Raw genomic sequence first — 24,543 nt, 5'->3', positions numbered from 1 at the left:
GCAAGACAAAAATGCGGAGATCGCAGGCAATTCTGCCGGATTATGAGGCATTATCGACCGATTTCCGGGGCTTTCGCCATCAGAACCGCGAGCGGCAGCCGGGTATCGCCAAGCAGCCGGATGACCGGCAGCAGAAAGCCACTGGCGACCTCCATTTGCTCGTTTTCCGGCGGCAGGCGATTTTCGCCGGACGCGCTGCCGGGCAGGATGGCGAAATGCATGGCGGCCTCGGCAATGCTGTCCAGCGCCACGATGCCGGTGCCGCGAAGTTCGATTAGCCCGGCGATCGAATCCGGCCGCTGGGCGATGATCTGCCCGTCTCGTTTATCGAGAAACACCTGATCGTCGGCAACGAGGACGGCGTCGAGTCCGATCCGCTTCGCCTCGGTCAGACAGGTGAAGGCCAGCATCGACTTGCCCCAGCCGGATGGCCCCGAAAACAGCAGTCCGGTGCCGTTGATCTTGATCGCCGTCGCGTGAACGTTGACCGGCGCACTCATCAGCTATTGGCAGCCGCGGGCAGGGCGAGGATGAAGCGGGCGCCAAGAATCTCCGCACTTTCCGCATCGATAATGTTCTCGGCACGCAGCGAGCCGCCATGGGCTTCGGCAATCTGGCGGCTGATCGACAGGCCGAGACCGGAATTCTGTCCGAAGCCCTCCGACTCGGGCCGGTCGGTATAGAAGCGCTCGAAAATGCGATCGATGTTTTCGGCCTGGATGCCCGGACCGTTGTCCTCGATATAGACGAGGCAGCGGGAACGGGTCCGCACCAGCCGCACGATGATCCGGCCACCTTCCTGGGGAACGAAGGAGCGGGCATTCTCGATCAGGTTGGTAACGATCTGGCCGATGCGCAGGTCGTGACCGTTGACGACGAAGCGGGTCTTCACGCCAGGCTTCCGCTCGATCGCCAGCTCGATATGCACATCCTTGTTCTTGCTGCGGATCTGCCTGGAAACGTCGACCAGATCGGTCAGGAACTTTTCCAGATCGACCGAGCGGGCATCGACACGCGCCAGTTCGGCATCGAGACGCGAGGCGTCGGAAATGTCGCTGATCAGGCGGTCGAGGCGGCGAACGTCATGCTGGATCACATCCATCAGCCGCTTCTTGGAATCGTCGGATTTTGCCAGCGGCAGCGTCTCGACCGCGCTTCGAAGAGAGGTCAGCGGGTTCTTCAACTCGTGGCTGACATCGGCGGCAAAGCTCTCGATCGCATCGATGCGGTCGTAGAGTGCGGTTGTCATTTCACGCAGTGCGATCGAAAGATTGCCGATTTCGTCCTGGCGGGCGGAGAAGTCGGGGATCTCCTCGCGCTCCTTGGCGCCGCGCCGGACGCGGATCGCGGCTGCCGACAGGCGGCGGAGCGGATTGGCGATCGTTGACGACAGAACGAGCGACAGGAGCACGTTGACGAGTGTCGCGACCCCGAAGACACGCATGATCGCCAGACGTTCCGCGTGAACGATATTGTCGATATCGCCGGCCTGGGTCGAAAGCAGAAGCACGCCGAGAACGGCGCGGAAACGCTGCACCGGCACGGCGACCGAGACGATCAGCTCGCCCTTCTCGGTGGTGCGCACCACTGCGCCGCGAACGCCGGTCAGCGCATTCATCACTTCAGGATAGATCGAGCCATCGCCACCCGGCGCTTCCTTGTAAACCGGCAGATTGCCGGGCTGCAGCGCCTTGTTGAACAGGGTGGTGAACCATTCGCCCCATGTCTGCTTCTCTTCCTCGACTGGCGGAAGATCGAAACGCAGAACCTGGCCGCGGGAATAGAGATGGCGGGAATCGAGCAGCAGATTGGCATCGGCGTCGAAGATGCGGGCACGGGTGCGGGTCGGCGAGATCAGCCGGCGGAGAACCGGCGCCACCTTTTCCGGATCGATCGGAAATTCCAGATCTTCGTCGTTCGGAACTGGGGTGATGCTCTGGCCGGCTTGTAGTTCCAGCAGCTTCTGCGGATCGATGGTGATCGAATTTGTATCGACCGATGCCGAAGCGGAGACCGCGCCGGCAATGATTTCACCCTGCGTCAGCAAGCTTTCGACACGCGCGTCAATCAGCCCTTCGCGGAACTGGTTGAGGTAGAGAATGCCGCCGACAAGGACGAGCAGCGCCGCCAGATTGAAGAACAGGATGCGGCGCGTCAGGCTCGAAAAGACGGCATTGCCGAAGATCCGGCGGATGATGGTGAAGGGATGCGACCAGCGCCTTCCCCGGACGCGGCGGCCGGTTACGCCATCCGCATCGTCCAGATCCCTTTCCTGCACCAACTGTGCCAACGACAGGCCCTTTCGGAGGGCGCGGCCGGATATGCGGCCAGCGAGCCCTCAACAATACTCATGTGCCCCGCGGTAGCGCGTCAGGCTGCTTCGCGGAAGCGGTAACCCACTCCGTAGAGCGTTTCAATCATATCAAAATCGTTGTCGACCATCTTGAATTTCTTGCGCAGCCGCTTGATGTGGCTGTCGATGGTGCGGTCGTCGACATAGACCTGCTCGTCATAGGCGGCATCCATCAGCGCATCGCGGCTTTTGACGACGCCCGGGCGCTGCGCAAGCGAATGCAGGATCAGGAATTCGGTCACGGTCAGCGTCACCGGTTCGGCTTTCCAGGTGCAGGTGTGGCGCTCCTGGTCCATGACCAGTTGTCCGCGTTCCAGCGAGCGGGCGGGCTGTGCTGCGCCGGGCTTCGGCGCGGTACCGCTTGTGCCTGCGGCCGCGGCTGCTTCCCGGCTCGAGGCGCGGCGCAGCACGGCGCGAACGCGCTCGACCAGCAGGCGCTGCGAGAACGGCTTGGTGATAAAATCGTCGGCGCCCATCTTGAGGCCGAAGAGCTCATCGATCTCCTCATCCTTGGACGTCAGGAAGATGACCGGCATGTCGGACTTCTGGCGTAGGCGGCGCAGAAGCTCCATCCCGTCCATCCGCGGCATCTTGATGTCGAAGATGGCGAGCTGCGGCGGACGGGCGATGAGACCATCGAGCGCCGAAGCGCCGTCCGTATATGTCTCGACCTTATATCCCTCGGCTTCCAGTGCGATCGACACTGACGTCAGGATGTTGCGGTCGTCGTCAACGAGCGCGATTGTCGGCATGGTGTTCGTCTCCGTCATTTATGCGCATCTCCCGGAATTTTTGATGTCCCCAGGCGGCCTCTCCAGCCGGATGCGCTTATGGAGGATAAAGGTGGAACAAATTGTGGCAAAGATAAAGGGGCGGATTGTTCGAATATTCCGGCCGCAATCAAAGGTGGTGCGACATACTGAACCAAACCATCCAGTTCAAACGATTTAAAAATAACGATTCTTATTTAAATCGATTAAATATATGATATCATTACACTTTTCGAATTACACTCTCTTGCTTTTTAAAATTCCCCATCTTAGGTTCGCGTCAGTTTTAACGGCTGTATGCCTGAGCAAAGGGAAGAGCGATGGAAACGTTCGGAGTTCATAACCCGGCGGTAGCGCTGGCGACGATCGGTTTGGAGGGCGTTGCAGGCGTTCGCTATAACTTTACCGCCGCCTCCCTCTATGAGGAGTCGATTCGCCGTGGAGAAGCCGAACTCACCGCCCAGGGCGCGCTGCGCGCATTGACCGGCCAGCACACCGGCCGCTCGCCGCGCGACAAGTTTGTCGTCCGTGATGCCGATACCGAGGCGCAGATCTGGTGGGACAACAACAAGCCGATGTCGCCGGAGCACTTCGCCGTGCTGCATGCCGACATGTTGGCTCACGCGAAGGGCAGGGAGCTTTTCGTGCAGGACCTGATCGGCGGTGCCGATGCCGGTCATGCTCTGCCGTCGCGTGTCGTCACCGAGTTTGCCTGGCACTCGCTGTTCATCCGCAATCTGCTGATCCGCCCGGAGCTCGAGGCGCTGAAGACCTTCGTGCCGAAGCTGACGATCATCGATCTGCCGAGCTTCAAGGCTGATCCGGACCGCCATGGCTGCCGTAGCGAAACGGTCATTGCCTGCGACCTGACCAAGGGTCTCGTGCTGATCGGCGGCACGTCCTACGCCGGTGAAATGAAGAAGTCGGTCTTCACCGTCCTCAACTACCTGCTTCCGGCCAAGGGCGTCATGCCGATGCACTGCTCGGCCAATGCCGGCCCGGATGGCGATAGCGCTGTCTTCTTCGGCCTTTCGGGAACCGGCAAGACGACGCTGTCGGCTGATCCGGCCCGTACGCTGATCGGCGATGACGAGCATGGCTGGGGCGAAAACGGCATCTTCAACTTCGAAGGCGGCTGCTATGCGAAGACCATCCGCCTCTCGGCAGAAGCCGAACCGGAGATTTACGCGACGACGCAGCGCTTCGGCACGGTTCTCGAAAACGTCGTGCTGAACGAACAGCGCGAGCCGGATTTCGATGATGGCTCGTTGACGGAGAATACCCGTTGCGCCTACCCGCTGGACTTCATTCAGAACGCTTCGAAGACCGGCCTCGCCGCGCATCCGAAGACGATCATCATGCTGACGGCGGATGCCTTCGGGGTCATGCCGCCGATTGCCCGCCTGACGCCTGAACAGGCCATGTATCACTTCCTGTCCGGCTACACCGCAAAGGTCGCGGGTACCGAAAAGGGCGTGACCGAGCCGGAAGCAACCTTCTCGACCTGCTTCGGCGCCCCCTTTATGCCGCGTCATCCGGCTGAATACGGCAATCTGCTGAAGGAGCTGATCGGCCGTCACGGCGTCGAATGCTGGCTCGTCAACACCGGCTGGACCGGTGGCGCCTATGGCACCGGCAAGCGTATGCCGATCAAGGCGACACGCGCTTTGCTGGCCGCCGCTTTGTCGGGTGAACTCGCCAAGGCCGATTTCCGCGCCGATGCGAACTTCGGCTTTGCCGTTCCGGTGTCGGTCGATGGTGTCGACAACGGTATCCTCGATCCGCGCTCGACCTGGGCCGATGCTGCAGCCTATGACCGCCAGGCCGAAAAGCTCGTCGGCATGTTCATCGCCAACTTCGCCAAATTCGAGGAACATGTCGATGGTGGCGTGCGTGACGCGGCACCGGGCCTGAAGATCGCTGCCGAATAATCTAAACGGCTGATGATTCACGTGAAACCCGGCGGGCGACTGCCGGGTTTTTCTTTGCGTGTTCCAAAAGTCGGGATGATGTGAGATAGGTCAGGCATGGCCAGCGACGCGCTCTATATCAACGATCGGATTACCATCGCCGGATGGGAGCTGACGGAACAGTTCGTTCTGGCGGGTGGCCCCGGCGGGCAGAACGTCAACAAGGTATCCACTGCAGTCCAGCTTTTCTTCAGCCTGGAGAGCTCGCCGTCCCTGCCGGACCGCGTCAAGGCGAATGCCATCAAGCTCGCCGGAAGACGCATGTCGAAGGACGGTGTCTTGATGATCGAGGCAAGCCGCTTCCGCAGCCAGGACCGCAATCGTGAAGATGCCCGAGAGCGCCTGAAGGAGCTGGTTCTCGAAGCCGCCAAACCACCGCCGCCGCCGCGAAAGAAGACCCGGCCGACCAAAGGCTCCGTCGAGCGACGCCTGAAGGAAAAGTCGGGCCGCTCCGAGGTCAAGAAGATGCGCGGCCGGCCGGCCGGAGACTGAGATGCTCCAAATCTCCAGCGGCATCCGGCATTTCCCAGGCCATCTCGATCGCCCGCGCCAGGAAGCGATGGTCGAAACCATCCGGAAAATCGTCTCTGCCGCGCCACTTTTCGTGCCTGTCATGCCCGGCACCGGCAAACCGATGTCGGTGCGCATGAGCAATTGCGGCGAGCTTGGGTGGGTGACAGACAAGGAGCGCGGCTATCGCTACCAGCCGGTCCATCCGCTGACCGGAGAGGCTTGGCCGCCCATCCCGGACGCACTCATGCAGATCTGGAACGAGGTTTCCGGTTATCACCTGCCGCCACAGGCCTGCCTCATCAATTTCTACGCCGACGACGCCAAGATGGGCCTGCACCAGGACAAGGACGAGCAGGATCTCCGCGCGCCGGTCGTTTCCGTCTCGCTTGGCAACACCTGCCTCTTTCGCATCGGCGGAACCACGCGAACCGACAGTACCCAATCGCTGAAGCTCGCAAGCGGCGACGTGATCGTCCTCGGCGGCGAGGGTCGCCTCTGCTTCCACGGTGTCGATCGCATCTATCCCGCCACCTCGACGCTGCTGAAAAGTGGCGGCCGGATCAACCTGACGTTAAGGCGTGTGACGCGGTGAATCCGGCTAAAGCTTCCTGAGGGCCACCTGTTCGATCAGGTGGTTCGGTCCCTTGCGCAGGATCAGATCGGCGCGGGGGCGGGTCGGCAGGATGTTCTGGCGCAGGTTTTTCAGGTTGATGTTGGCCCAGAGCCCCTCGGCGATGCCGAGCGCTTCCTTTTCGCTGATCGAGGCATAGCGGTGGAAATAGGAGTTCGGGTCGCGGAAGGCGGTTTCGCGCAGGCGCATGAAACGATGCACGTACCAGTTATGGATCTGCTTTTCCTCGGCGTCGATATAGATCGAGAAGTCGAAAAAATCCGAGACCATCGGCACGATCTTGCCATCAGCCGGCAGGTCGCGTGATTGCAGCACGTTGATGCCTTCGAAGATCAGGATATCGGGACGGTCGATGATCTTGTATTCGTTCGGGATGACGTCATAGACGAGGTGCGAGTAGATGGGCGCCTTGACGTCCGCCTGTCCCGCCTTGATCGCCGAAAGGAAGCGCAGGATCGCTCCGGTGTCATAGCTTTCAGGAAAACCCTTGCGCTGCATCAGGTTTTCGCGCTCGAGCACGGCGTTCGGATGCAGGAATCCGTCGGTGGTGATCAGGTCAACCTTCGGGCTCGACGGCCAGCGGCGCAGCAGCTCTTTCAAGACGCGCGCGGTCGTCGATTTGCCGACGGCAACCGATCCGGCAATGCCGATCACGAAGGGTGTCTTGGCCACGCCCTCAAGATTGAGGAAGCGGTTGCGCTGTTCGAAGAGCAACTGCGATGACTCGACATGCGAGGACAGCAGGCGCGACAGCGAGAGGTAGATGCGCCTGACTTCGTCGAGGTCGATCGGGTCGCCCATCGAACGCAGCCGCGTGACTTCCTCGCCGGTCAGTGTCAGCGGCGTATCGGCACGGAACTTCGACCATTCCTCGGAGGAAAAGAAGTGATAGGGCGAATAGGCATTCGCCTGGAAGTGATCGAGCGCCTCGGGCGCTCCGATGATTTGCGACACGATACTCATGAACTCTGCCGGCTGGCCTTTTCCTTAAGGCCGGACTGAGCGGTCCGCCGCTCAAGTTCGGCCATGACATCCTGCAACGGAATGCCTGCAATCTTCAATACGACCAATAGGTGATAGAGGACATCGGCTGACTCGTAGGTGAGGTTGGCCCTGTCATCGGTCACCGCCGCCATAACGGCTTCGATTGCCTCTTCACCCAGCTTCTTGGCTGCTTTCGGCTGACCGGCCAAGACAAGCTTGGCCGTCCAGGATTCGTCCGGTGAGGCCTTCGACCGCTCGTCGACGATCTTTTCCAGATCGGAAAGGGAAAATCCGCTCATTCTATCGCTTTCACTCAGTCGAGCCGCATCGCAATGCCGTTTGAAGACATATAGCGCTTCGCTTCGCCGACGGAATAGGTGCCGAAATGGAAGATCGACGCGGCGAGAACGGCCGTCGCATGGCCTTCCTTCACACCCGCCACCAGATCGTCGAGGCTGCCGACGCCGCCGGAGGCGATGACGGGGACGCGAACGCTGTCGGCAATCGCTCGCGTCAGCTCCAGATCGTAGCCGATCTTGGTACCGTCGCGATCCATCGAGGTCACAAGCAGCTCACCGGCGCCGCGGGCAACCATCTTCTGCGCGAACTCGACGGCATCGATGCCGGTCGCGTTGCGGCCACCATGGGTATAGATCTCCCAGGCGCTGAGGTTGTCCTGGCCGACGGCTTGCGTGCGGCGGCGCTTGGCGTCGATCGAGACGACAATGCATTGGTCGCCGAACTTGTCGGCAGCGTCGGCGACGAAATCAGGGTTGTTGACGGCGGCCGAATTGATCGAGACCTTGTCGGCGCCGCAGAGCAGCAGCTTGCGGATATCGGCAATGGTGCGAACACCGCCGCCGACCGTCAGAGGCATGAAGCACTGCTCGGCGGTCCGTGAAACGACGTCGAAGATCGTCTCGCGATTGTCCGATGACGCGGTAATGTCCAGAAAGCAGAGTTCGTCGGCACCGGCAGCGTCATAGGCTTTCGCGGCCTCGACGGGGTCACCGGCATCGATCAGATTGGTGAAGTTGACGCCCTTGACGACACGGCCGTCCTTGACGTCGAGGCAGGGGATGACACGGGCTTTCAGCGTCATTGTGCGATCTCCTTGGCGCGGGCCGCGTTGATCAGCGACAGCGCTTCCGCCGGATCGATACGGCCATCATAGAGCGCGCGGCCGGAAATCGCGCCTTCGAGCTTGTGGGCATCCGGCTGCAGCATCCGCTCGATATCGGCGATAGAGGCGAGACCGCCCGAGGCAATGACGGGGATGGAGACAGCGGAAGCTAGTTCCAGCGTGGAGGCCCAGTTGATGCCGGTAAGGATGCCGTCACGGTCGATGTCGGTATAGATGATCGCCGCAACACCGGCACCTTCGAATTTCTTCGCCAGCTCAATGATACCGAGCTCCGAGGCCTCGGCCCATCCCTCGACAGCGACCTTGCCGCCCTTGGCGTCGATGCCGACGGCAACGCGGCCCGGAAAAGCCCTGCAGGCCTCGATGACCAGTGCCGGATCGCGAACGGCGACCGTGCCGAGAATGACGCGCGCCAGACCGCGCGACAGCCAGCTCTCGATATGGTCGAGTGTGCGGATACCGCCGCCGAGCTGTACCGGGTTCTTCGTTGCCTTCAGGATCGCATCGACAGCCGCGCCGTTGACGCTTTCACCGGCAAAGGCGCCGTTGAGATCGACGACATGCAGCCATTCGAAACCCTGGTCTTCGAAAGCCTTGGCCTGTGCGGCAGGGTCGGGATTGTAGACCGTCGCCTGGTCCATATCGCCGAGCTTCAGGCGAACGCACTGGCCGTCCTTCAGGTCGATGGCGGGAAAGAGGATCATGATGTCTGTCCTTGCTTCGCGCGAGCCTTACGGCTTCCAGCGCAGGAAATTGGTGATCAGGGCGAGGCCAAGCTTCTGGCTCTTTTCCGGATGGAACTGGGCGCCCACCATGTTGTCGCGGCCGACAAAGGCGGTCATCGGGCCACCGTAACCGGTGGTCGCGATGACATCAGACGCGTTTTCCGCATCCAGATGGTAGGAATGCACGAAATAGGCATGCAGCCCGTCCGGTCCGGTGGAGATGCCGTCGAAAAGCGGATGCGGATGCCTGAGATCGAGCGTGTTCCAGCCGATCTGCGGGATCTTCAGCGAGGCATCGTCAGGCGTCATTTCCTTGACGTCGCCGGGGATCCAGCCGAAGCCCTGGGTGACCGTCTTTTCCAGGCCGCGCGACGACATCAGCTGCATGCCGACGCAGATACCGAGGAACGGCTTGGCCTTCTTCTCTACCGCCTCGATCAGCACCTCGGCCATGCCGGGCACGGCATCGAGGCCGCGGCGGCAATCGGCATAGGCGCCGACGCCGGGAAGCACGATCCTGTCCGCAGCGGCAACGTCTTCCGCCTTGTCCGTCAGGTCGATATGAGCGTCGATGCCTGCCTCGCGCGCTGCGCGTTCAAAGGCCTTCGTTGCCGAGCGCAGATTGCCCGAGCCGTAGTCGATAATTGCGACGCGCATCAGCGTCCTCCATCAAAACCAAAGAGACCAAGCGAGGTGGCGTTGCCGTGGCGGCCGGTGGAGCGTTGATGTCGCTCCCATTCCGGTGCCGGCACGCTGCTATCCCGCTCGATGGTCTCGATACCGGAAAAATAGATCTCTTCGGCCGCATCGACGGAATCGGCCGTGACGACGGCATCCTCGTTCCAGCCCTTGGCGGCGAGGCTGCGGATACGAAAGTTCTGCCCCTCAAGCGCAACGATCAGGCTGGCTGCGAGCGTGATCGCAAAGCCGGCCGGCCACAGACCCTGCCGCTCCATCAGAACGCCACCGATAGCCTGTGCGAGAAAAGCGGCGGCGGCATGCAGCCAGAGGCGATGAGCCAGCAGCCACAGCCATGGGAAGAAGAAACCAAGAAACGTGAAGCCGTCGCGGATGACGCGCGTCTTCTCGTGGCCGGTATCGGCTCCGTCAGGCGCGGTGAGAAACAGATAGCTGGAAGTCAATGTCGTCAAGCTCCCTCAAGGGGCTCAGACGAGCGTGCCCTTCGTCGAGGGAACACGGCCCGCCTGTCTCGGATCGATCTCTGTCGCCGTGCGCAGCGCGCGGGCAACGGCCTTGAAGCAGGTCTCTGCAATATGGTGGTTGTTGGCACCATAGTGGTTGAGCACATGCAAGGTGATGCCGGCGTTCTGCGCGAGCGCCTGGAAGAATTCGCGAACCAGTTCGGTATCGAACGTGCCGATCTTCGGCGCGCTGAACGAAACGTTCCAGACGAGGAACGGGCGGCCGGAAAGATCGACCGCAGCTTTTGTCATCGTCTCGTCCATCGCAAGGTCGATCGAGGCGTAGCGGGTGATGCCGCGCCGGTCGCCGAGCGCTTTCGAAATTGCCTGGCCGATCGCGATTCCGGTGTCTTCGACAGCGTGATGGTCGTCGACATGCAGATCGCCCTGTGTCTCGATCTCCATGTCGATGAGCGAATGTCGCGACAACTGGTCGAGCATATGGTCGAAGAAGCCGACGCCCGTCGAAATCTTCGACTTGCCGGTGCCGTCGAGATTGACCGAAACCGAAACCGAGGTTTCGTTGGTCGTGCGGGAAACGGCGCCCGTGCGGCTTGCTGCTGTCTCGGCCATATGGCTGCTCCATCGGGAATGACGCGGGTTCCATATCAGGCGTTCCCTAAAATATCCAGAAGCGGGGCGGCAGAAAACGGCAACATTTGCAATCGGCCGAAGCCCACTTACATAGGTCTCAACAGGGCCGGTGAGCGGCCCGCACAAAACCGCCCGGCCCCGGGCAAGGATGTTTTATGACAACGATTATTACAGTTCGAAAAGGCGGCAAGGTGGTCATGGCTGGCGATGGCCAGGTGAGCCTCGGCCAGACCGTCATGAAGGGCAATGCCCGCAAGGTTCGCCGTATCGGCAAGGGTGGCGAAGTGATCGCCGGTTTCGCCGGCGCCACCGCCGATGCCTTCACGCTGCTCGAGCGTCTCGAGAAGAAGCTGGAACAGTATCCGGGCCAGCTGATGCGCGCGGCCGTCGAGCTTGCCAAGGACTGGCGCACCGACAAATATCTGCGCAACCTCGAAGCCATGATGCTGGTGGCCGACAAGACTGTCACCCTTGCCGTCACCGGCAATGGCGACGTTCTTGAGCCGGAGCATGGCACGATGGCGATCGGCTCCGGTGGCAATTTTGCGCTCGCTGCATCGCTTGCGATGCTCGACAGCGATAAGTCGGCCGAAGAGGTTGCCCGCAAGGCGCTCGGTATCGCCGCCGATATCTGCGTCTATACCAACCACAACATCATCGTCGAAACGCTGGACACCGATGGCTGAGGACGGACCCCGCTATCATTTCCGCGATGTCGAGGCCGGGGATATCCCTGTGCTGAGCCGGTGGTTCGCCGAGCCGCATGTAGCGAAATGGTGGGACGGGGATCCGCAGCAGAATGCTGAGCATGTCGTCGAAGCCGTGGAAAGCATTGAAACGCGGCCAATGATCGTTGAGCTGGAAGGACAGCCGATCGCCTATCTCCAGCATTACGATCCGCATCTTGAAGACGGCCATCCTTATCAAGACCAGCCGAAAGGCACGCTCGGTCTCGATATCTCGGTCGGCATTCCCCAGCTGATCGGCAAGGGCCACGGCAGCGCCATCATCCGGCAGATCGCCGGCGAGCTTTTCTCCGCGGGCACTACAAGGATCATCATCGATCCTCATCCGGAAAACCGGGCGGCGATCCGGGCCTACGAGAAAGCCGGCTTTCGCTACGTCGATACAAGAACATCCATCTATGGTCCTGCCCATTTCATGGCGCTGGACGCACCCGAAGAAACGGATTTGCCATGACCACCTTTTCCCCTCGCGAGATCGTATCCGAACTCGATCGTCACATCATCGGCCAGCACGACGCCAAGCGCGCCGTGGCGATTGCCCTGCGCAACCGCTGGCGCCGCCAGCAGCTCGACGAGAGCCTGCGCGATGAAGTGATGCCGAAGAACATCCTCATGATCGGCCCGACAGGCGTCGGCAAAACGGAGATCTCCCGCCGTCTTGCGAAGCTTGCCGGCGCACCTTTCATCAAGGTCGAAGCCACCAAGTTCACTGAAGTCGGCTATGTCGGCCGCGATGTCGAACAGATCATCCGCGACCTCGTCGAGATCGGTATCGGGCTCATTCGCGACAAGAAGCGGGCAGAAGTCGAAGCCAAGGCGCATATGAGCGCCGAGGAACGCGTACTCGATGCCCTAGTCGGCGCCACCGCGTCGCCCGCAACGCGCGACAGCTTCCGCAAGAAGCTCCGTGCTGGCGAGCTCGACGACAAGGAAATCGATATCGAAGTCGCCGATTCCGGTTCGGGCATGGGCGGGTTTGATATCCCGGGCATGCCGGGCGCCAATATCGGCGTTCTGAACCTGTCCGACATGTTCGGCAAAGCGATGGGCGGCCGTACCAAGAAGGTCCGCACGACGGTCAAGGCATCCTATACCGATCTTATCCGTGACGAATCCGACAAGCTGATCGACAACGAAGTCATCCAGCGCGAAGCGGTTCGCTCCGTCGAGAACGATGGCATCGTCTTCCTCGACGAGATCGACAAGATCGCTGCCCGCGATGGCGGCATGGGTGCCGGCGTGTCCCGCGAAGGTGTTCAGCGCGACCTGCTGCCGCTCGTTGAGGGAACGACGGTTTCGACCAAGTATGGTCCGGTCAAGACCGACCATATACTGTTCATCGCGTCGGGCGCCTTCCACGTCTCGAAGCCTTCGGATCTTCTGCCGGAACTGCAGGGCCGCCTGCCGATCCGCGTCGAGCTCCGGCCGCTCAGCAAGGAGGATTTCCGCCGCATCCTGACGGAGACGGAGGCCAGCCTCATCCGCCAGTACCGGGCGTTGATGCAGACGGAAGAACTGAGCCTCGACTTCACCAGCGACGCGATCGACGCACTTGCGGATGTCGCGGTTCACCTGAACTCGACGGTCGAGAATATCGGTGCCCGCCGCCTGCAGACGGTCATGGAGCGGGTGCTGGACGAAATCTCGTTCAACGCGCCGGATCGCGGCGGCAGCGCCGTGACCATCGATGCGGATTATGTCCGCGAACATGTCGGCGATCTCGCCAACAATACCGATCTCTCGCGCTTCATTCTTTAAATTTCTCAATGCGCGAAATGCTTTGTGTTTCGCGCAGGCGATTTTGACGATCGAACCCTCGACAGCGGGCCTTTTACTTTTTAGTGAAGGGCCCGGTTTCTTTTGCGGGCGCGGCTTTATTAGGACAAGATTCTGGTTCAGTCACCGCGCTTCGCAGACAGGACGACAAACTCGACGGGATAGCGGATCGTGCGACGCCTTTTGACATGCCTTCTGATCGCCGTAACGGCCTTCGCCTCGGCGCCGGCCTATGCTATGCAGACCGTGCCGCCCGGCAATCGCAATGTCGAGCAGCCGCCGGTCCCTGGCGCTTCGGTCCGCCGCACCAAAGGCACCAAGACGACCTTCGATCGCAAGTACGAGAAGATCTACGAGCTTCTATCGACCGATCATGAGCTGATGGGCAAGATCCGCAAGACCGCCGCCGCCTATGGTATCGAACCGATCCATATCATCGGCGCGCTGGTCGGCGAGCACACCTACAATGTCGACGCCTATGACCGGCTGCAGTCCTATTACGTCAAGGCAGCGTCTTACGCAGGCGAAAGCTTCCGTTTTGCCTATGACGGCGAGGATGTCGATACCTTCATCGGCCGCCCGGAATTTGCCGGATGCAACGGCAAGAGCGATTCCTATCAGCTCTGGAGCTGCCGCGAGGACGTCTGGGAAACCGACTTCCGCGGCAAGACGGTCGGCGGCAAGAAATTTCCGGATAACCGCTTCAGCGCCGTATTCTTCCAGCCCTTCTATGCCGGACAGACTTTCGGCCTCGGCCAGATCAATCCGCTGACGGCCCTGATGCTCTCCGATCTCGTCACCCGCGTCTCGGGCTATCCGAAGCTCAGCGAGAAGGATGCCAGCGGCGTCTACAAGGCGATCATGCAGCCGGATATTTCTCTGGCCTTCGTTGCCGCCTCCGTCCGCAACTCGATCGACGACTACAAGCGGATCGCCGGCATGGATATCTCGGACAATCCGGGCCTGACGGCGACCCTCTACAATGTCGGCAATTCCCGCCAGCGTGCTTCGGCGATCGCAGCCAAAAACCACGGCGGTGCGACAGTTTGGCCGGAAGAGAACTATTACGGCTGGCTGATCAACGACAAGCTGGACGAGCTGAAGGCACTGCAATAACCTTCTGCCTTGCCGGGAAGGCCTAAATCTTCCACGAAAGGCTGAAATATCATGGACATGCGTCCGGATCCCTTCGTCCCACCCGCACCGGTGCCGCGCAGCGTGCCGCCGTCACGGCTGGAGATCATCCGCACCATCCTGCGCAATCCGTTGGAGCTCTGGGGCGAACCGTCCTACACGCTGCCCTGGATCAAGACGCGCTTCTTCCGTGACAGCACGATCATCGTCAACGATCCCGGCCTCATCAAGCATGTGCTGGTCGATAATGCCTCGAATTACCGGATGTCGGATATTCGCCAGCTGGTGCTGCGGCCAATCCTGCGCGATGGTCTGCTGACCGCCGAAGGTCCGGTGTGGAAGCGCTCGCGCAAGGCGGTTGCCCCGGTCTTCACCCCGCGGCATGCGAAGGGTTTCGCCGGGCAGATGCTGCAGCAATCGGAAGCCTACGCGGTGAAGTATGACGATGGCGGCAATTTCGATATCGCCGCCGATATGACCGAGCTCACCTTCGCGATCCTCGCCGATACGCTGTTTTCAGGCGAGATCGCCTCGGTCTCGGATAATTTCGCCGGTGACGTCAATGCGCTGCTGCATCGTATGGGCCGCGTCGATCCGATGGACCTGATGCGGGCGCCGTCCTGGGTGCCGCGTATCACCCGGATCGGTGGCCAGAAGATTCTCGATCAGTTCCGCAACATGGTTCACCGGACGATGGATCTGCGCCTCGAGCAGATGCGTGCCGACCGCGCCGCCGTGCCTGAGGATTTCCTGACGCTGCTGCTCGAGCAGGCAGGGCCTGACGGCCTGACGAACGAGGAGATTGAGGACAATATCCTGACCTTCATCGGCGCCGGGCATGAAACCACGGCCCGTGCACTTGCCTGGACGCTCTATTGCATCGCCAACAGCCCGCATATCCGCGACGCGATGGAGGAAGAGATCGACCGCATTCTCGCAAGTGGTGCGGAGCCGGTCGAATGGCTGGATCTGATGCCGGTGACCCGGGCAGCCTTCGAAGAGGCGCTCCGTCTTTATCCGCCGGCGCCCTCGATCAACCGAGCGGCCATCTCCGACGACAGCTGGACCGATACCAAGGGCGAGCGCGTCGATATCCATGCCGGCATGACGGTGCTGATCATGCCGTGGACGCTGCACCGCCACGAACTCTACTGGGAAAAACCGCGGGCCTATATGCCCGAACGCTTCCTGCCGGAAAACCGCGGCAAGATCGGCCGTTTCCAGTTCCTGCCGTTCGGAGCGGGGCCCCGCGTCTGTATCGGCGCAACCTTCGCGTTGCAGGAAGCGGTGATTGCGCTCGCGGTGCTGATGAAGCGCTTCCGCTTTGATGTCACCGAGAAAACCAACCCGTGGCCGGTGCAGAAATTGACGACGCAGCCGCAGAATGGCCTACCGATGCGGGTTACGCCCCGCACTCTTTCCGGTCAGGCATAAATCTTTCTAACTATTGAACAATTGACTATGAATGAAAGCGGCGCAAAGTGGCACCATCACCCTTTTCCGTCTGCCGGAGGAATATTGTATGAGCACCATTGAAAAGCACGGCCTGTCGATAGAGCCCGTCCTTCATGATTTTCTCGTCAAGGAAGCGCTGCCTGGTCTTGGCCTCGACGCCGAAGCATTCTTCGCCGGCTTCTCGAAGATCGTCCACGAGCTCGCGCCGAAGAACCGCGAGCTGCTCGCCAAGCGCGACAGGCTGCAGGCCGAGATCGACGGCTGGTACCGCAAGAACGGCGCGCCCGTTGATATGGAAGCCTACGAGACGTTCCTGCGGCAGATCGGCTACCTCCTTCCCGAAGGTTCGGATTTCACCGTCTCAACCAGCAATGTCGATGCCGAGATTGCTTCGATTGCTGGTCCGCAGCTCGTCGTTCCGGTCATGAATGCCCGGTACGCGCTGAATGCCGCCAATGCCCGCTGGGGCTCGCTCTATGATGCGCTCTACGGCACGGATGCAATTCCCGAGACCGACGGCGCGGAGAAGGGCAGGGGCTACAATCCGAAGCGCGGTGAAAAGGTCATCGCCTGGGTTCGCGACTTCCTGGACAGTGCCTTGCCGCTCGAAGGCGGCTCCTGGAAAGATGTCGGCAGCCTGAAGGTTGAGGGTTCAACGCTTGCGATCACCGACGTCGATGGAGAAGCCTTGCCGCTAAAGGACGCCGCACATTTCGCCGGCTACCGGGGCTCTGCCGAAGCGCCCACCCACATCCTGCTCAAGAACAACGACATTCACATCGAGATCGTCATCGACTCGTCGACAGCCATCGGCAAGACCGATCCTGCCGGCATCTCGGATGTCTGGCTGGAATCGGCGATCACGACCATCATGGACTGCGAAGATTCGATCGCTGCCGTCGATGCCGAAGACAAGGTCGTCGTCTACAGGAACTGGCTTGGCCTGATGAAGGGCGATCTGCAGGAGGAAGTCTCGAAGGGCGGTTCGTCCTTCATCCGCAAGCTCAATCCGGATAGCGAGATCACGGCGCCCGATGGCTCCACCTTCGAGCTGCACCGCCGCTCGCTGATGCTGGTGCGCAATGTCGGCCACCTGATGACCAATCCGGCGATTCACGACCGGAATGGCAACGAAGTGCCCGAGGGGATCATGGACGCGGTCGTGACGGGTCTGATCGCGCTTTACGACGTCGGCCCGAACGGGCGCCGCAAGAACTCGCGCGAAGGTTCGATGTATGTCGTCAAGCCGAAGATGCACGGCCCCGAGGAAGTCGCCTTCGCCGTCGAAATCTTCGGTCGCGTCGAGGAACTGCTCGGCATGCCCACGAATACCATCAAGATGGGCATCATGGATGAAGAGCGCCGCACGACGGTCAATCTCAAGGAATGCATCCGTGCCGCGCGGGAGCGCGTCGTCTTCATCAACACCGGTTTCCTCGATCGCACCGGTGACGAAATCCATACCTCGATGGAAGCGGGCCCGATGATCCGCAAGGGGGACATGAAGCAGGCGGCCTGGATCTCGGCCTACGAGAACTGGAACGTCGATATCGGTCTCGAATGCGGCCTGTCCGGCCATGCGCAGATCGGCAAGGGCATGTGGGCGATGCCCGACCTGATGGCGGCCATGCTGGAACAGAAGATCGCTCATCCGAAAGCGGGTGCCAATACCGCCTGGGTACCGTCTCCGACAGCCGCAACCCTGCATGCCACGCATTATCACAAGATCAATGTTGCCGGCGTTCAGCGCGGCCTGAAAGACCGGGCCCGGGCAAAGTTGTCGGATATCCTCTCGGTGCCCGTCGCGCCGCGGCCGAACTGGACGCCTGAAGAAATCCAACGCGAACTCGACAACAACGCCCAGGGCATTCTTGGCTATGTCGTCCGCTGGGTCGATCAGGGTGTAGGCTGCTCGAAAGTCCCTGACATCAACAATGTGGGCCTGATGGAGGACCGTGCGACGCTGCGCATCTCCGCCCAGCACATGGCAAACTGGCTATATCACAAGGTCGTCACCGAAGCGCAGATCGTTGAGACGATGAAGCGAATGGCCGCCGTCGTCGATCAGCAGAATGCCGGCGATGCCGCCTATCAGCCGATGGCCGGCGATTTCGATCGATCGATTGCTTTCCAGGCTGCTGTCGATCTCGTGCTCAAGGGCCGCGAGCAACCGAACGGCTACACCGAGCCGGTTCTCCATCGCCGCCGGCTGGAGCTGAAAGCCGCGCAACCGGCCTGATGCTTGCAGGCATCAAAGAGAAAGGCCGCCGGAAGCAATTCCGGCGGCCTTTTCTCGTCGTGTATCAGGCAAAGCGCTTACTGAATAACGATGACCTTCGAGGTCGCGCGGCCCGGACGGACGCGGCTATAGAGGTCGATTACGTCCTGGTTCATCAGGCGGATGCAGCCCGACGAAGCGGCGGTGCCGATCGAAGCCCATTCCGGCGTGCCGTGCAGGCGGAACAGCGTGTCCTGGCCCTGCTCGTTGAAGAGATACATGGCGCGGGCGCCGAGCGGATTGGTCAGACCCGGATCCATACCGTTTTCGACATACTTGGCGATCTCAGGACGGCGGACCGCCATTTCCTTCGGAGGGTGCCAGTTTGGCCATTCCTGCTTCCAGGCAACGTAGGCCGTGCCTGCCCATGCAAAGCCTGCCTTGCCGACGCCGATGCCGTAGCGCATCGCCTTGCCGCCGGGCAGGATATAGTAGAGGTGCCGCTCGCGGGTATTGACGATGATCGTGCCCGGGCGCTCGTCGCTCTGGTAGCTGACGATCTGGCGGCGGAATTCCGGCTTCACGCGCTGGATCGGGATGGCGGGCAGCGAGTATCCGGCATCCGTCTTGACGCCATAGGCGTCGTCGAAAATCTGCGCCGTCTGGACAGTCGGGCCAGCGGCCTTATCTTCGACGGAAGCGCTCTCGGAGCTGGTAGAGCAACCGGCGAGGGCAAGTGTTGCCATCAGGCCGAATACAGGGAATGCATTGCGGATGCGCATGGATATCTCTTAAGTTTTTGGGCAATCAGGGAGGGGTCGCCGAACCATCTTTGATTATGGTTTATTTTCGATTAACTTCGGCTTTGCAAGATGCTGCATCGCGACAAAAGTTACCCGCAGCGGCAAATTAAAAGCGCATTGCTTTTTTGCAACAACAAGCACCCTCTTCCGGCGGTTATCCATGACGATTTTGAGCGTTTACAATAACAATCCGTTAATAGATGGCCGGCAATCGGACAGAGCTATGCTTGTGCGCCGCGGGACTCAGATTTTACTTCATGACATGCGTCACGCGCTGCTTCCCGAACTGCCGCTGGCAAGCGGCAGGCGGGCCGACCTGATCACCATCTCCGAGAAGGGCGAAATCTGGATCATCGAGATCAAGACGTCGATCGAGGACTTCAGGGTCGATCGCAAATGGCCGGAATACCGCGCCCATTGCGACCGGCTTTTCTTCGCCACCCACAAGGATGTTCCGCTCGACATCTTCCCGGAGGAGTGCGGCCTGTTTCTCTCCGACGGATACGGCGCGCACATGATCCGCGAGGCACCTGAACACCGTCTGGCACTGGCAACCCGCAAATCGGTGATGCTGAACTTCTCGCGCGCAGCCGCGCAACGGCTGATGATGGCCGAATGGGCGAATGGCAAGCCGCTCGCCATCGACGATATCTGAGGACGGTTTTTAGGCGCGCCTACTTCGGCGCGCGCTTGGCGAGAATGCGCTGCAGCGTCCGCCTGTGCATGTTGAGCCGCCGCGCCGTTTCCGAAACGTTGCGCTCACACATCTCGTAGACGCGCTGGATATGTTCCCAGCGCACCCGGTCGGCCGACATCGGGTTCTCCGGCAGTTCGGCCTTTTCGCCCGGGCGCTGCGTCAGTGCCGCAAACACGTCGTCGGCGTCGGCAGGTTTTGCAAGATAGTCGACCGCGCCGAGCTTCACCGCAGTCACTGCCGTGGCGATATTACCGTAGCCGGTCAAAACGATGATGCGGGTATCATCGCGGCGCTGGCGGATCGCTTCGATGACGTCGAGCCCGTTTCCATCGCCGAGACGAAGATCGACGACCGCATATTTCGGCGGATGCGCCTTCGACTTCGCAACACCTTCCGCAACGGACTCGGCCGTCTCGACCGCAAAGCCCCGCGTTTCCATCGCCCGCGCCAGACGCCGCAGAAACGGGCCGTCGTCATCGACGATCAACAGGCTCGCATCCGGCCCGATATCGTGCTCGGAGATTGCAAGGATTTCGCTGGTCTGTTCGTTCATGGTCTTCAATCCCGGCGGTTGCGCGCCCTGATATACGTCAACTGCTCATGTCTTTATGCCGATAAAGTCATTTTGTCGAATGGGCATCGATCAGCATGCGCGGCCATTCGACACGGATCCGGGCGCCCTCGCTTTCGGGATCGCGGTTCTCGAAGACCAGCGCCGCGCCAGAGCGTTCAAGCAGCGTCTTGGCAATGAAAAGCCCGAGCCCCAGGCCGCCTGCGGTGTCTTCCTTCTGCCGCTTCGTCATGTAGGGTTCGCCGATCCGGGTCAGGATGTCGGGTGCATAACCGTTGCCGTCATCCTCGATGATGATCAGGACACGGCGATGGTCGTGTTCGACGGTTATGGTCACTTTCTCGCGAGCATAGTCGACGGCATTCTCGATCAGGTTTCCGAGACCGTACATGATGCCGGCATTGCGCTCGGTCACCGGCTCGCCCTTGCGCGGGCTCTTCTCGATCAGCTCAAGCGTTATACCGGATTCGCGATAGGGCTCGACGATCTCCTCGACCATAGACGACAGCGGCAGCCGGCGCATATGCGCATCGCCTTCCGCAGACAGGCTCGTCAACCGTTTCAGGATATCGCGGCACCGTTCGCTCTGGCTGCGCAGCAGCTGCACATCCTCGCGAAACCGGTCATCGTCCTTCAGCTCGCGTTCCATCTCCTTAGCAACGACGCTGATCGTCGCCAGCGGCGTGCCGAGTTCATGGGCGGCGGCGGCGGCAAGACCGTCGAGCTGCGAGAGATGCTTCTCCCGCTGCAGCACCAGTTCGGTTGCCGCAAGGGCATCGGCAAGCTGGCTTGCCTCCATCGACACGCGGTAGGCGTAGAAGGCCGCAAAGGCCATCGTCGAGGCAATCGAGCACCAGACGCCGAACTGCATGACGTTGTGGACGTTGATCTCGACGCCGTCGAACCAGGGAAGCGGGAAGGGCGAAAAGGCAAGAATGGTGATGCAGACCATCGCAAAGACGATCAGCGCCGTGCTGTAGCGGATCGGCTGCGAGGCAAAGGAGATGATGACGGGGACACAGACCAGAGCGGCGAACGGATTGGCAAGCCCGCCGGTGATGAAAAGCAGCGCCGAAAGCTGCAGCAGATCGAGCCCGAGCAGCGCAAAGGCGGCCGGCGGTTCCAGGCGATGTGTCGCCGGGTAACGAATGGTCAGATAGAAGTTCACCCAGGCGAGCGCGGCAATCAGCGAGCAGCTGGCGATTAGCGGCAAAGGAAATTTCAGCCAGAAGGCGACGATGAACACCGTCACCGCCTGACCGGCGACTGCAAGCCAGCGCAATCGCACGATCGTCTGCAGCCGGAGTCTGCGGCTGCTATGCCTGTCTTCCTGCGTCTTGCTCTCGGCGTCATCCACCATCGTCATGTCCTTATGTACCACGCGGCCTCACGCGTGTCGTCGGCGCTGCCTCTTCCGGCCGCTCGGGCCAGGGATGCCGCGGATAGCGCCCGCGCATCTCGGCGCGCACGTCCTTCCACGATCCGGCCCAGAATCCCGGCAGGTCGCGTGTCGTCTGGATCGGCCGGTGCGCCGGCGATGTCAATTCGAGAAGCAGCGGCAGGCGGCCGCCGCCGATCGCCGGATGCTCCCGGAGGCCGAAAAGCTCCTGCACCCGGATCGTCAGCAACGGCTCCTCGCCGTCATACTGGATTGGATGGCGCTGCCCGGTCGGGGCCTCGAAATGCGTCGGCGCCAGCCGCGCCAGATCGCGCTGCAGGGCGTGCGGCACAAGTGCCATCAAGCCGTTCGACAACGAGCCTGCGGAGATCTCGGCAATGCCGCGGGCCTCCCCCTGGAACGGCACGAACCAGTCGTCGAGCCGCGCCAGCAGCGCCCCATCGCTCATGTCGGGCCACGGATCGCCGATCGTCCGGTGCAGGAAGCCGATCCGGTCGCGAAGCTGGGCGGCTTCCTTGGAAAAAGGCAGCGGCCCAAGTCCGAGCTGGCGCACGCCGTCGGCCAGCGCTCTGCCGACTGCTTCGCCGCTGGGCCTCGGCAAGGGCGTCTCGTCGAAGACGATGGCGCCGAGCCGCGTTGCCCGCCGGGCCCGCACCTGCTTGCTCGCCAGATCGAAATAGGTCTGCTCGCCGCTCCTGATGGCGCCGGGAAGCTCGGCTTCGACATCGCTTCGCGAGATCTCGGCGGCGGCAAGGATACGTGCCTGCGCAGCCCGTCCCGTCAGGTCGGCAATCACCAGCATCTGGCTGCCGGCCAGCCGTTCGGTTTCGGCAAGCTCCGCGCCGCGGCCATTCGCCATCACATACCGCCCGCGAGCGCCGCGCTGCAGCGCCACCCGATCCGGGAAGGCATGCAGCAGCAGCTGTCCGGCCGTCGGCGGCGTCGGCGATGATGTCTTGTCGAGACCGGCAGCCAGCCGCTGGGCCAACCTGCGTGCCGATTCGGCCCGCTCGCCTTTTTCCGTCTTGAACCGCCGCAGCCGGTCCTCGAGATCGAGGCTCGTTCCGCCGAGTCCCTGTTCGGTCATCAGCACGGCAAGCAAGGCCGCTTCCTTGGCATCGCCGTTCTCCCCCGCCGAAACCACCATCGCCGCCAGCCGCGGCGGCAGCGCGAGCTCGCGTATCGTCCGGCCGCGTGCCGTCAGGCCTCCATCGCTGCCGAGCGCGCCGAGATCGGCAAGCAGTGTCCGCGCCTCGGCAAGCGTGGTTGCCGGCGGCTGATCGGCAAAGGCGAGGGTAGCAGGGTCCTGTACGCCCCAATGCGCCAGATCGAGCAGCAGTCCGGAGAGATCGCTCGACAGGATTTGCGGCGGCGTAAAGGCGGGCAGGGCCGCCGTCTGGCCCTGATGCCAGAGGCGGATGGCGATGCCGGGCTCGGTGCGTCCCGCACGGCCTGCCCGCTGGTCGGCGGACGCGCGGGAGACCCGCACCGTCTCGAGCCGCGTGATTCCGGTCGAGGCCTCGAAAACAGGCAGACGCTGCAATCCGCTGTCGACAACCACGCGTACGCCGTCGATGGTGATCGAGGTCTCGGCAATCGACGTAGCGAGCACGATCTTTCGTTTGCCTGGCGGCGCCGGGCGGATCGCGGCATCCTGTTCCTTCTGGCTGAGATTGCCATAGAGCGGCGCAATCAGCGTGTCGTCGCCAAACCGGCCGGTCAGCCGCTCCGCAGTGCGCAGGATCTCGGCCTGCCCGGGAAGGAAGGCGAGGATCGAACCGCCCTCTTTCAGGTGGCAGTCGAGGATTGCCTTGGTGACGGCGTCCTCGATGCGTTCGCCGCCCGGCCGGTCCTGATAGCGGATCTCGACAGGAAAACTGCGCCCCATGCTTTCGATGACAGGTGGGTTGCCGAGCAAAGCTGCGACCCGCTCGACATCGAGCGTCGCCGACATCACCAGGATGCGCAGATCTTCGCGCAGCGCGCCCTGGACGTCGATCGCCAGCGCCAGCCCGAAATCGGCATCCAGCGAACGCTCATGGAATTCGTCGAAGATCACGGCCGAAACGCCGGATAGTTCCGGATCGTCGAGGATCATCCGGGCAAAGACGCCTTCGGTGACCACCTCGATGCGCGTGGCTGCCGAGATCCGGTTATCGAGACGCATGCGATAGCCGACGGTCTGTCCCACCTGTTCGCCGAGCAGCGATGCCATGCGGCCTGCCGCGGCGCGCGCCGCCAGCCGCCGCGGCTCAAGCAGAATGATCTTGCCGTCGCCGCGCCAGGACTGCTGCAGCAGGAAGAGCGGAACCAGTGTCGTCTTGCCGGCGCCGGGCGGCGCCGAAAGCACGGCACGGCGATACTCGCCGAGCGCGCTGCCGATTGCAGGCAGGACGTCGGAGACTGGCAATGTTGGAAGAGACACTATGTCCGTTACCCCTGCGGTCGATCGATCCACTCACCGCTATCGGATGAGCGTCCCTGTAAGAAAACTGCCGCGAAATTAGCGATCGCCGGGGGTTGCGCAAGCCGTTCCGGCATTGGGGTGCCCCGTTCCTATATAAGGCGAGCGGGAAACCGGGTATTTTCGAAGCAATAACGGGGCTGGGGAGCTCCAGCATCAAAGCCGGGCAGAATGAGATCGGCGGCAATCAAACAGATCGCGAGAATTTCCGAGCCAAATCAATCTGTTACAAAAATGTCAAAAAACTTTACGTGTCAGTGTTGACTGCTCAGCGGTGATAGCCGTATAAGCCGCGTCACTGAACGAGGGCGGCGGCGCTGCAGGCGACGAAGTCTTTCGCTCTAGGATTTCTTGAAGGTTGGCCTTTGAGGCTGATTTGTTCCCAGGCTTTCGG

At 61.5% G+C, this 24,543-nt stretch carries 24 protein-coding genes; 10 read left to right on the top strand and 14 right to left on the bottom strand.

The window, feature by feature from the left end; all coding sequences use genetic code 11:
* Positions 1–50 precede the first annotated feature (50 nt).
* From AC1DV9_RS09885 to AC1DV9_RS09875, 3 genes are all read right to left on the bottom strand, one after another.
* On the bottom strand, positions 51–500 hold the full coding sequence (locus AC1DV9_RS09885; protein ID WP_477947563.1) for an HPr kinase/phosphorylase: 450 nt from the start codon (positions 498–500) through the stop codon (positions 51–53).
* Entirely contained in the window at positions 500–2,290 is a 1,791-nt protein-coding gene (locus AC1DV9_RS09880; protein ID WP_477947561.1) for a stimulus-sensing domain-containing protein, read from the bottom strand. Before AC1DV9_RS09880 ends, AC1DV9_RS09885 begins: the two co-directional genes overlap by 1 nt.
* 80 nt (positions 2,291–2,370) lie before the next feature.
* Complete coding sequence (locus AC1DV9_RS09875; RefSeq protein WP_310296724.1) at positions 2,371–3,105, bottom strand: response regulator transcription factor; 735 nt, start codon at positions 3,103–3,105, stop codon at positions 2,371–2,373.
* A gap of 338 nt (positions 3,106–3,443) precedes the next feature.
* Between AC1DV9_RS09875 and AC1DV9_RS09870 the strand changes: the two genes are divergently transcribed.
* The 3 genes from AC1DV9_RS09870 (at position 3,444) to AC1DV9_RS09860 (ending at position 6,198) form a co-directional block, all read left to right on the top strand.
* Positions 3,444–5,054, top strand: coding sequence for a phosphoenolpyruvate carboxykinase (locus AC1DV9_RS09870; protein WP_477947559.1), 1,611 nt, complete (start codon positions 3,444–3,446; stop codon positions 5,052–5,054).
* 96 nt (positions 5,055–5,150) lie between these two features.
* Complete coding sequence (arfB, locus tag AC1DV9_RS09865; RefSeq protein ID WP_310296668.1) at positions 5,151–5,585, top strand: alternative ribosome rescue aminoacyl-tRNA hydrolase ArfB; 435 nt, start codon at positions 5,151–5,153, stop codon at positions 5,583–5,585.
* A 1-nt stretch (position 5,586) separates the two neighbouring features.
* Positions 5,587–6,198 carry an alpha-ketoglutarate-dependent dioxygenase AlkB family protein gene (locus AC1DV9_RS09860; RefSeq protein ID WP_477947557.1) on the top strand — a complete coding sequence of 204 codons (612 nt, stop codon included), beginning with the start codon at positions 5,587–5,589 and terminating at the stop codon, positions 6,196–6,198.
* A gap of 6 nt (positions 6,199–6,204) precedes the next feature.
* On the opposite strand, the gene coaA is transcribed toward AC1DV9_RS09860, so the two are convergent.
* From coaA to hisB, 7 genes are read right to left on the bottom strand one after another with little or no spacing between them, the layout of a single operon-like run.
* Positions 6,205–7,200, bottom strand: a complete 996-nt coding sequence (gene coaA / locus AC1DV9_RS09855; RefSeq protein ID WP_477947555.1) for a type I pantothenate kinase — start codon at positions 7,198–7,200, stop codon at positions 6,205–6,207.
* Complete coding sequence (locus tag AC1DV9_RS09850) at positions 7,197–7,520, bottom strand: phosphoribosyl-ATP diphosphatase (RefSeq protein WP_112517929.1); 324 nt, start codon at positions 7,518–7,520, stop codon at positions 7,197–7,199. The genes coaA and AC1DV9_RS09850 overlap by 4 nt, the downstream gene beginning before the upstream one ends.
* Positions 7,521–7,534: 14 nt before the next feature.
* A complete protein-coding gene (gene hisF / locus AC1DV9_RS09845) occupies positions 7,535–8,323 on the bottom strand; it encodes an imidazole glycerol phosphate synthase subunit HisF (RefSeq protein WP_112386039.1) in 789 nt (262 codons plus the stop codon).
* Positions 8,320–9,069, bottom strand: a complete 750-nt coding sequence (gene hisA / locus AC1DV9_RS09840; protein WP_477947553.1) for a 1-(5-phosphoribosyl)-5-[(5-phosphoribosylamino)methylideneamino]imidazole-4-carboxamide isomerase — start codon at positions 9,067–9,069, stop codon at positions 8,320–8,322. The genes hisF and hisA overlap by 4 nt, the downstream gene beginning before the upstream one ends.
* A 27-nt stretch (positions 9,070–9,096) precedes the next feature.
* Positions 9,097–9,747, bottom strand: a complete 651-nt coding sequence (gene hisH / locus AC1DV9_RS09835; protein ID WP_477947551.1) for an imidazole glycerol phosphate synthase subunit HisH — start codon at positions 9,745–9,747, stop codon at positions 9,097–9,099.
* Positions 9,747–10,232, bottom strand: a complete 486-nt coding sequence (locus AC1DV9_RS09830; protein WP_112517933.1) for a DUF2628 domain-containing protein — start codon at positions 10,230–10,232, stop codon at positions 9,747–9,749. The genes hisH and AC1DV9_RS09830 overlap by 1 nt, the downstream gene beginning before the upstream one ends.
* Positions 10,233–10,256: 24 nt before the next feature.
* Entirely contained in the window at positions 10,257–10,865 is a 609-nt protein-coding gene (hisB, locus tag AC1DV9_RS09825; RefSeq protein ID WP_477947549.1) for an imidazoleglycerol-phosphate dehydratase HisB, read from the bottom strand.
* A 176-nt stretch (positions 10,866–11,041) separates the two neighbouring features.
* Between hisB and hslV the strand changes: the two genes are divergently transcribed.
* The 6 genes from hslV to AC1DV9_RS09795 all read left to right on the top strand — a co-directional run bounded on the left by hslV (position 11,042) and on the right by AC1DV9_RS09795 (position 18,236).
* Positions 11,042–11,572: an ATP-dependent protease subunit HslV gene (gene hslV, locus AC1DV9_RS09820; protein WP_112386044.1), complete on the top strand. Its 531-nt coding sequence runs from the start codon at positions 11,042–11,044 to the stop codon at positions 11,570–11,572.
* Positions 11,565–12,086, top strand: coding sequence for a GNAT family N-acetyltransferase (locus AC1DV9_RS09815; RefSeq protein ID WP_477947547.1), 522 nt, complete (start codon positions 11,565–11,567; stop codon positions 12,084–12,086). Before hslV ends, AC1DV9_RS09815 begins: the two co-directional genes overlap by 8 nt.
* On the top strand, positions 12,083–13,390 hold the full coding sequence (gene hslU, locus AC1DV9_RS09810) for an ATP-dependent protease ATPase subunit HslU (RefSeq protein ID WP_477947546.1): 1,308 nt from the start codon (positions 12,083–12,085) through the stop codon (positions 13,388–13,390). The genes AC1DV9_RS09815 and hslU overlap by 4 nt, the downstream gene beginning before the upstream one ends.
* A 189-nt stretch (positions 13,391–13,579) precedes the next feature.
* A complete protein-coding gene (locus AC1DV9_RS09805; protein ID WP_477947544.1) occupies positions 13,580–14,524 on the top strand; it encodes a DUF1402 family protein in 945 nt (314 codons plus the stop codon).
* A 51-nt stretch (positions 14,525–14,575) separates the two neighbouring features.
* Positions 14,576–15,976, top strand: coding sequence for a cytochrome P450 (locus AC1DV9_RS09800; RefSeq protein ID WP_477947542.1), 1,401 nt, complete (start codon positions 14,576–14,578; stop codon positions 15,974–15,976).
* Positions 15,977–16,064: 88 nt separating this feature from the next.
* Entirely contained in the window at positions 16,065–18,236 is a 2,172-nt protein-coding gene (locus AC1DV9_RS09795) for a malate synthase G (RefSeq protein WP_477947541.1), read from the top strand.
* Between the two features lie 77 nt (positions 18,237–18,313).
* Here the strand turns inward: AC1DV9_RS09795 and AC1DV9_RS09790 are convergent, their stop codons facing one another.
* On the bottom strand, positions 18,314–18,997 hold the full coding sequence (locus AC1DV9_RS09790; RefSeq protein WP_112386050.1) for a L,D-transpeptidase: 684 nt from the start codon (positions 18,995–18,997) through the stop codon (positions 18,314–18,316).
* Positions 18,998–19,178: 181 nt separating this feature from the next.
* On the opposite strand from AC1DV9_RS09790, the gene AC1DV9_RS09785 reads away from it, so the two are divergent.
* The gene (locus AC1DV9_RS09785; RefSeq protein ID WP_477947540.1) at positions 19,179–19,673 is read left to right on the top strand and encodes an MmcB family DNA repair protein; all 495 of its coding nucleotides are present in this window, start codon (positions 19,179–19,181) and stop codon (positions 19,671–19,673) included.
* A gap of 19 nt (positions 19,674–19,692) precedes the next feature.
* Here the strand turns inward: AC1DV9_RS09785 and AC1DV9_RS09780 are convergent, their stop codons facing one another.
* The 3 genes from AC1DV9_RS09780 to hrpB form a co-directional block, all read right to left on the bottom strand.
* Positions 19,693–20,268, bottom strand: a complete 576-nt coding sequence (locus tag AC1DV9_RS09780; RefSeq protein WP_112386052.1) for an ActR/PrrA/RegA family redox response regulator transcription factor — start codon at positions 20,266–20,268, stop codon at positions 19,693–19,695.
* A gap of 67 nt (positions 20,269–20,335) precedes the next feature.
* On the bottom strand, positions 20,336–21,646 hold the full coding sequence (locus AC1DV9_RS09775; protein ID WP_477947538.1) for an ActS/PrrB/RegB family redox-sensitive histidine kinase: 1,311 nt from the start codon (positions 21,644–21,646) through the stop codon (positions 20,336–20,338).
* A 10-nt stretch (positions 21,647–21,656) separates the two neighbouring features.
* Complete coding sequence (gene hrpB / locus AC1DV9_RS09770) at positions 21,657–24,113, bottom strand: ATP-dependent helicase HrpB (protein WP_477947971.1); 2,457 nt, start codon at positions 24,111–24,113, stop codon at positions 21,657–21,659.
* Positions 24,114–24,543 lie beyond the last annotated feature (430 nt).

The organism is Rhizobium sp. 01L410 (genome assembly GCF_056400165.1).
The sequence above is the reverse complement of the archived record's forward strand: the minus strand, read 5'-3'. Positions and strand labels throughout refer to the sequence as shown.